The 7,266-nt window shown below is 36.2% G+C and carries 9 protein-coding genes; all 9 read right to left on the minus strand.

The annotated features are described in order from the left end of the window. Positions 1-693: 693 nt before the first annotated feature. The 9 genes from PVK62_RS16785 to PVK62_RS16825 all read right to left on the minus strand — a co-directional run bounded on the left by PVK62_RS16785 (position 694) and on the right by PVK62_RS16825 (position 7,211). Positions 694-1,314, minus strand: coding sequence for a hypothetical protein (locus PVK62_RS16785; protein WP_274445528.1), 621 nt, complete (start codon positions 1,312-1,314; stop codon positions 694-696). Next, on the minus strand, positions 1,307-1,717 hold the full coding sequence (locus PVK62_RS16790; RefSeq protein ID WP_274445527.1) for a hypothetical protein: 411 nt from the start codon (positions 1,715-1,717) through the stop codon (positions 1,307-1,309). Before PVK62_RS16790 ends, PVK62_RS16785 begins: the two co-directional genes overlap by 8 nt. A gap of 144 nt (positions 1,718-1,861) precedes the next feature. Then, positions 1,862-2,725, minus strand: a complete 864-nt coding sequence (locus PVK62_RS16795; RefSeq protein ID WP_274445526.1) for an LPO_1073/Vpar_1526 family protein — start codon at positions 2,723-2,725, stop codon at positions 1,862-1,864. Next, a complete protein-coding gene (locus tag PVK62_RS16800; protein ID WP_274445525.1) occupies positions 2,725-2,919 on the minus strand; it encodes a hypothetical protein in 195 nt (64 codons plus the stop codon). Before PVK62_RS16800 ends, PVK62_RS16795 begins: the two co-directional genes overlap by 1 nt. 719 nt (positions 2,920-3,638) lie before the next feature. Next, a complete protein-coding gene (locus PVK62_RS16805) occupies positions 3,639-4,229 on the minus strand; it encodes an outer membrane beta-barrel protein (RefSeq protein ID WP_274445524.1) in 591 nt (196 codons plus the stop codon). Positions 4,230-4,433: 204 nt separating this feature from the next. After that, positions 4,434-4,862: a helix-turn-helix domain-containing protein gene (locus tag PVK62_RS16810; RefSeq protein ID WP_045103959.1), complete on the minus strand. Its 429-nt coding sequence runs from the start codon at positions 4,860-4,862 to the stop codon at positions 4,434-4,436. Then, complete coding sequence (locus tag PVK62_RS16815; RefSeq protein WP_045037622.1) at positions 4,859-5,170, minus strand: type II toxin-antitoxin system HigB family toxin; 312 nt, start codon at positions 5,168-5,170, stop codon at positions 4,859-4,861. Before PVK62_RS16815 ends, PVK62_RS16810 begins: the two co-directional genes overlap by 4 nt. A gap of 221 nt (positions 5,171-5,391) precedes the next feature. Next, positions 5,392-6,195, minus strand: a complete 804-nt coding sequence (locus tag PVK62_RS16820) for a hypothetical protein (RefSeq protein WP_274445523.1) — start codon at positions 6,193-6,195, stop codon at positions 5,392-5,394. A gap of 134 nt (positions 6,196-6,329) precedes the next feature. Next, positions 6,330-7,211 (minus strand): NAD-dependent epimerase/dehydratase family protein, encoded by an 882-nt coding sequence (locus PVK62_RS16825; RefSeq protein ID WP_274445522.1) that lies wholly within the window; start codon positions 7,209-7,211, stop codon positions 6,330-6,332. Positions 7,212-7,266: the final 55 nt, after the last annotated feature.

Genomic DNA, 7,266 nt, shown 5'->3' on the forward strand with positions numbered 1-7,266 from the left:
TGGCATAACACGTTTATTACTATGCAAACCAACCTGAATTAACCGCCTTAATCACAAAACCCAAGGCAAACCCAGAACGCCGAGTGTAATAAATCGTGTTGATGCGATTGTTGTGCGTGCTTACTTTCGGCTTGGCCAGCTTGGTAAAGAACTGCCCTGCCAAGATTTTCTATGCCCTGATTCTAATTTACCGGTAGTAATTAAGCGAACAAAATGTTCTTAAATTGCGAGATAAAGTGAATGGAAAACAGATACATTTTTTACGTCATTTGAACGGCTTGGTTTCAGCCAGTTTTCGGCTGATAAACCAAATACCCTAACCACAATTGGGATTGAAAATGCTACGAGGAAAACACTGATACAGGCTAAAATGAGGCATAACCAAAGAACAATTGAAGCGTAAAAATGTCTCTGAAACGCCTGAATTTAGGGAAATAAGGGCTGATTTGCCGAACCTGATAATACGAAAACCAAAAGGCAACAAAGAAGAAAGGAACGCTTACTAAGCCGAAACTACAAAAGCCTCGGTTCTATTGACGAACAGTGCAAAAAATTTCGGACTCAGTACGCACAACGCCTGCATAACACGTTTACTACTATGCAATTATACTTAATATTGACGCCTTAAAACGATAAACACCCGGCAAACTGAGATTGCCGAGTGTAGTAAATCGTGTTGATGCATTTGTTATGTCATTTGTTGATTATACTGCGTTGGTTTTGTAAACAATGATCGCAGTTTAATATTACATTACCATACAAGAGGTTTTTTATAATCGGATCTGTACCTAAGACTTTTTCAATTTGCACTCTAAGTATTAACATTTCACGAAGTCTGGCAAAGGGCATTTCCGGCTCCTTAACCCAGTCAGCTGTAATCATATCGACAAGCTTACAACGAGTTTTAGCCTCGACGCCATCATAAATTTCACCAGTTAAATGATCGCATTCAATAGGCGGCATTCCGCATATTGAGCAAACATGTTCCTCAATGGTTCGTAAGCTGAAACCAAAATCAAACTGAATTAAATGATTAGGGCAATTAGAGTAGTATAATTCTCTATCTTCGCAATACTTGAGAGCGCACCCATAGCGTTCTCTGAGATATTTACCTATATCATGCATTAATCGCGATAATGTGTATCTCTGTTCAGGATAAAACCAAAAACACTTTTCATATAGTTCTAAAACTTCCCTTAATTCATGCTCTGTGGCTAAGTTCAATCCACGGTTTACGATTTCATCAGCTTGCTTTCTCCACACTATGACTTGATCCTTGAAATCATCTCTCTTCAATATATAAAGTTCAATCATCGGAAGTCATTTCCTGCAAAATTTCTTTGAGGTCTGAACAACTCCCTTTAAAATCTACGCTGTCATACCCCTTTTTATTATCTTTAAATACTACCTTACATTGCACATTGTCACTGTCTTTTAAGTACCTGTTTACATAAAACAGAATTACTCCAGCAATAACATTTGCCGATACTCCGATGATTACTGGTAAAATGATATCTGAACTATATAGTCCAATATGACGAATCTTTTTATTCGAAACGATATCTACCTCAATGTTTGACTTTAGTTTAAAAATTTTCTTTAGATCCGCCGTGCAAGGATTTAGATAGTCAAACTCATCATCCGAGCTATCTGGCAGAATAACATAGTCCCGAACTTCTAATTGTTTATCTATAAATTTAGCATCTAAACTGTCCATTTTTCCTCCTTTGACATAACGCCTGCATAACACGTTTACTACTAAGCAATTATACTTAAAATTTACGCCCTAAAATGAGAAACACCCGACAACCTGAGATGCCGAGTGTAGTAAATCGTGTTGATGCATTTGTTATATGCCAACTCACTTGATCCAAATGGTATAATCTAAAAGCCATTTTCGACTAATATTTGCAATAGCAATTGCCTTTCCTACAGTTGTTAATGACACTTGTCCATTACCACTGTCTGCATCAAAATTATCTAGCATTAGCTTTGAAGTAGGACAAAACTTCGTAAGGTCTGCTTTAAAAGCCTCCATATCAGCGTAGTTAAAATACGCGTAAAATGTTTCCATCCAACCTTTGTATATATCAATTGAAGATATGTTATCTATTGTGCAAACACCAGTGTAAACCAAATATTGTTTTTGAGCGTCTGATATTATTGACCCAGAGTTGCTTAACTTACCCACCAATACCGCATAGCGCTCTATTTGTGAAATGTGCTGTAGATCATTAACACCAATATTAGTCATAAAATGAATAAATGTTAGATATGCTATTTGTTCCTTTGTCATTTTAGATGCAACAATAATAGCTTCAGATAGAACAATATCTAGTAATTCGTTAGAACTATTAGATATCTTTTCAGTAAGAAGATTAATCAGAGTTTCTGGATTAGCTTTTTCTCCTCGTCTAGCACTCGCTTGAACCGCATCATTTATTGCAGCTTGTACATCAGGATCTTTAAAACGATTAACATCAATAAATTCTGATTTTTCAATTATTTTTTTCTCTAGATCCGCTGCAAATTTAGATACATTTTCTTCAGCTGCTTGAATAGCTTCATCTCGCAATGCTGGAAAGTTATCACGTAAGAAAAGCAAACAAAGCTCTTTAACCTCCATATATGAGAGTCCGTTCGAGTGGGAAATATTTATATTACCTCCGGCCTGAATTGCGGTTCCACTACCATCTACTTTTTGAACTTGCTTATCTCCAAGCATTACTTATCCTTACCTACAATTGTTATATTTACATCGCCGCCTGATTGTATACCTGTCCCATTTTTGATGGCCTGTTTCTGTTTTATTTTTTTTATAGTTTTTGAACCAACAAGTAATCCAATGACAGTAAGAAAAACTCCCACGTATGTAGCCCAATCAGTGCCAACCATATCATTTAACCAATCTAATAACATATTTACTCCATTTTCACTCTGGCATATAACGCCGCAATAACACGTGCGAAAGACTGACTAACAAAACCAATTATACTCTAAACCGCGAATGCCGAATGTAAATAGCATCGTGTTGATTGCTTTGTTATACGAGTCTTGCTTTCGCTTCGATAAACTTGGTAATGAACTGATTTACCAAGATTTGCTGTAAAACGATTTTAATTAGACAGGCTCAATTAAGCGAGCAAAATATCATTTCAACAGCAATAACTGTGAAACGAAACAATCCTTTTTCTAGCACCATTTGTACGGTTTGGTTTCAGCCAGCTTGGAACTGATAAACCAAATATCCTAACCACAATTGGGATTGAAAATGCTGCGAGGAAAACACTGATTCAGAATAAAATGAGGCAAAACCATGAACAATTGAAGCGTGAATTAGTTTCTGAAATCCATGAACTTTTGGCAATAATGGTCAATTGCCGAATCTGATGAAATGAACACCAAAAGGCAACAAAGAAAAAGATAAACCACCCTACTTTCACACCTAAAAAGCTAATGGTTCAATCGCTGAACTGAACCAAAAAACTGCATTCTCAGAGTTCGTATAACGCCTGCATAACACGTTTGCTACGATACAGACCTAACTGAATTTTAACGCCTTAATCACTGAAACTAAAGGCAAACTGACAATGCCGAGTGTAGTAAATCGTGTTGATGCATTTGTTATGCCGCTGATTTTAGAAGAAATAACGAGCACCTAAATAAAAGCCTGTTAATGTTAAGTTGGCTTCTTCTATTTCAGTAAATGCTGCTCGATACCCTAAATTCAAATCCACACCTTGCGGTAATCGAGTTCCAATTTCAGCTCCCAACTGATAACCCGTTTCTGTTTTTGAATAATTTTGATTAGCGCTGTCTTTAACATTAATATCTATTTGGCCAACACCTATCATTGGCGCAAAATAGATATTGCCAAAATCATAAAGAACAAATAATTTAGCCTTAGCGTTAATAAAAAAAGCATCCCCATCAGAGCTTAAAGAGCCGCTATTATCAATTTCACCAAATGTTCGATATTCTGCTTCAATACTAGTTTTTACCACTCGATGCGTATCAAATTCATAACCTGCGACAAAGTTGTAACCTAAATCACTTGATTCTTCTGCTGACCCACTTCCTACTTCAAGCTCAACATTATTAGCCATCGATAAATCAGCACCAATATAAAATTGATTACCAGATTTTTTAACGTGTTCATTAACATTAGCGTAAGAAGATGCACTCAAAAGCAGAAGAGAAGTAGCGATTAATCCTTTAAGCTTACTCATTTAGTATTACTCTCAATAAAAAGAATTATATTACCATAGCAAAATAGAATGCGGTAATTATTAATGCAAGCCTTTCAAAAGCGGCATAACGCCTGCATAACACGTTTGCTACGATACAGACTTAGCTGAATTTTACTACCTTAATCACTGAAACCAAAGGCAAACTGACAACGCCGAGTGTAGCAAATCGTGTTGATGCATTTGTTAAACGCAGCCAAAAAACAATGCTGGGCTGATATTATACTTAGATGAAATAGCTTGAATATGCTCTTTCGTTAGCTTACGAGAACCATTAAGGATCATTGAAACTAAACTTTTACCTCCAATGACATCTTTTAAATCATCAGCTTTAAGTTGATACTGATCCATTAATACACGTAGTGTTGCCACACCATCATCTAAGTTCTCAATACGAGCATTAAACTCTGCAAATTCATCTGCTCTATCTTCCCAACGTTCGATAGATACTTCTAAAACCTCAATTAATGGTTTGTAGATATCATATTCTTCAATAAGATCTTCCATTAACTCCAAGGCTTCAGCGTATTCTTCTTCCGTTGAAATATGACCGACAAAACTAGCCATTGAAAATAATTGTAATGCTGTTGATTTAACTTGATTAAAATTTTTCATTTCGACTCCTTTGCGTATTTTGCACATAATTTGTCATATTCTGCGTGAGGAACAATATGCTTAACAAACATTCTATTATCTCGAAATTCGATAAAAGTCATTAATCGTAAATTATTCCCACCGATATCCAGAACATACCATTTATCTTTATACTTAAAGTTATCTAAGCTTGGGTAAACATTTTTCATTTCCAGCGGATTTGAAAAGTTATTATTTTTTAATGATTTATATAATGCATCAATGGCCGCAGCATCATTCGGGTACTTTTTCGCCGCATCACTAAATGGTTTTCTTGATATTACGTGCATAAACACCTCTAAGTTCACTATATGTGAATATAGCACCTTCAAACAAGGTTCACAAGTTGTGAATTTACAAAGAAGCGTTTAACGCCTGCATAACACGTTTGCTACCATGCAGACTTACCTGAATTTTACTGCCTTAATCACTGAAACTAAAGGCAAACTGACAACGCCGAATGTAGCAAATCGTGTTGATGCATTTGTTATAAGCAAATTTGGAAATTAGCCTACTTTATAACATGCTTAAACCACATATCATTACTTAACTTTAAATAGCTATTTGTATAAAAATAATAATATGCATATATAACTGGAAAGAGATGGTGTTTATCTCCCAATTCATACGGCTTACGCTTCAAATGTTCGATAACAACTTCTTCATCTACTTCTTGCAAGTAAGCCATTATTTTTTCTATTTGATACAGCCTAACTCCGCCACGAGGTACACTGATCCCATAATGAACACCCGAACCATTCTCTCTTTTGATACGTTCAATTATCTCTGGGTCAAATATCGTCAAACTATCTATGGATAAATACTGTTCAGACAGAGCCTCTAAAACATTATTATATTTACCTTCGCTTTTTACCCCAATAATATCCTTTAATTCGGTATGTTTTAAAGACTCGTTGACAATATCTAAAGCTAGTTTATATTCTTTCAAATGAGTTTGAGATGAGTTTTTACCATCAGCTTCTTGCTTAAGAGCACTGAGGTATGTAATTAAAATATTTGCAGTCCCCTGATTAAATGAAAACTTCGAATCTCCAACATAGTCTATTAAACGAAAACTTAAATCCTTTAATCGGAGCAAGCTAGTATCTTCTTCTTTTTGTCGGCGCTGTTCCTGAAATAGATATAAAGCCCAAAAAAATACAGCCACAGTCGATAGCTTAGCCATGTTATCAACGAAAATATTAAAGCCATTACTCAGTTCACCAAATACGGAAGAAAGTCCAGAAATAACCACTAAAACACCTTGAAACAAGACAACTGATAATAGAACTATAATAATAACGATACTTCTCATAACACCTCTTTGCTTATAACGCCTGCATAACACGTTTGCTACCATACAGACCTAGCTGAATTTTAACGCCTTAATCACTGAAACTAAAGGCAAACTGACAACGCCGAGTGTAGCAAATCGTGTTGATGCATTTGTTAGCTGTGTTTCAAAATTGGTAATACTTCTGCTGTTTCAGTATCTAGCATATCTAAAACGCTTTCAAAACCATGTAAAGGTGACCAACCTAATTTCTCTCGTGCAGACGATGAATTATATACGCGATCTAAGCTTTGAGGTAACTGCCAATCCCTTTGTTTAAATGCTAGCGCAATTTCAGGGCACTTACGCTTAATAACTGTTTCAGCTTCAGTATATAGAGCTTCACAATCAGAAAGATGAAAAGGTGTTACACCTGAGATTATAAAACGATTAAAACCGCTTAAACGTTTTTCCACAGCACATAAATGAGCACTTGCTACATCACGAGCATCAATACCACGAGTAAGGCGAAAAACTGCCATTAAGTCCGCAGGCTCAGGAAAGCATCTCGACATTTGCAGCACTGTCACTGGAAGCTGAAACAAGATTGAAATTTCTTCAAGCTTAGTTTCAGCCGCAATTTTACTTTTATGATAAATCGATTTTGGTTGCGGGGTAACGTCCTCATCAATCCAGCCAGCAATACTTTTTGGCGTCGAAGCATAGCCGTACAACGCAGTTGTACTGGTAAAAACAAAGTGCTTAATACCTGCTTTTATACCAGCTAAAGCCAATCTCTCAGTCGCATCTACGTTGATTGATTGAAATTCCGAATCAGAAACTAAACCAACATGAGGTGCATGAACTGCCGCTGTATGAATGATAACGTCAATATTTTTAAGAGCCTTATCAATCAGTGAACTATCACGAATATCACCAACGTAATCGACTGTTGAGCAAGGTACTTTATCAATGCCGACTACGTCATGTGTTCGCATTAACTTAATATAAATTGCTCGCCCAACCCTACCCGCAGAGCCAGTTACCAATATTCTCATTTAAGGCACCTTAATAATTATTGACCACAAAACAGCTAACGCCGCAATAACACGT

It is taken from the genome of Aliivibrio sp. S3MY1 (genome assembly GCF_028765575.1).
Classification (GTDB): domain Bacteria; phylum Pseudomonadota; class Gammaproteobacteria; order Enterobacterales; family Vibrionaceae; genus Aliivibrio.

Excerpts from the sequence above, each read along its gene's own strand:
- PVK62_RS16785 (WP_274445528.1), bottom strand. The coding sequence starts at position 1,314 with ATGATTGAACTTTATATATTGAAGAGAGATGATTTCAAGGATCAAGTC.
- PVK62_RS16790 (WP_274445527.1), bottom strand. The coding sequence starts at position 1,717 with ATGGACAGTTTAGATGCTAAATTTATAGATAAACAATTAGAAGTTCGG.
- PVK62_RS16795 (WP_274445526.1), bottom strand. The coding sequence starts at position 2,725 with ATGCTTGGAGATAAGCAAGTTCAAAAAGTAGATGGTAGTGGAACCGCA.
- PVK62_RS16800 (WP_274445525.1), bottom strand. The coding sequence starts at position 2,919 with ATGTTATTAGATTGGTTAAATGATATGGTTGGCACTGATTGGGCTACA.
- PVK62_RS16805 (WP_274445524.1), bottom strand. The coding sequence starts at position 4,229 with ATGAGTAAGCTTAAAGGATTAATCGCTACTTCTCTTCTGCTTTTGAGT.
- PVK62_RS16810 (WP_045103959.1), bottom strand. The coding sequence starts at position 4,862 with ATGAAAAATTTTAATCAAGTTAAATCAACAGCATTACAATTATTTTCA.
- PVK62_RS16815 (WP_045037622.1), bottom strand. The coding sequence starts at position 5,170 with ATGCACGTAATATCAAGAAAACCATTTAGTGATGCGGCGAAAAAGTAC.
- PVK62_RS16820 (WP_274445523.1), bottom strand. The coding sequence starts at position 6,195 with ATGAGAAGTATCGTTATTATTATAGTTCTATTATCAGTTGTCTTGTTT.
- PVK62_RS16825 (WP_274445522.1), bottom strand. The coding sequence starts at position 7,211 with ATGAGAATATTGGTAACTGGCTCTGCGGGTAGGGTTGGGCGAGCAATT.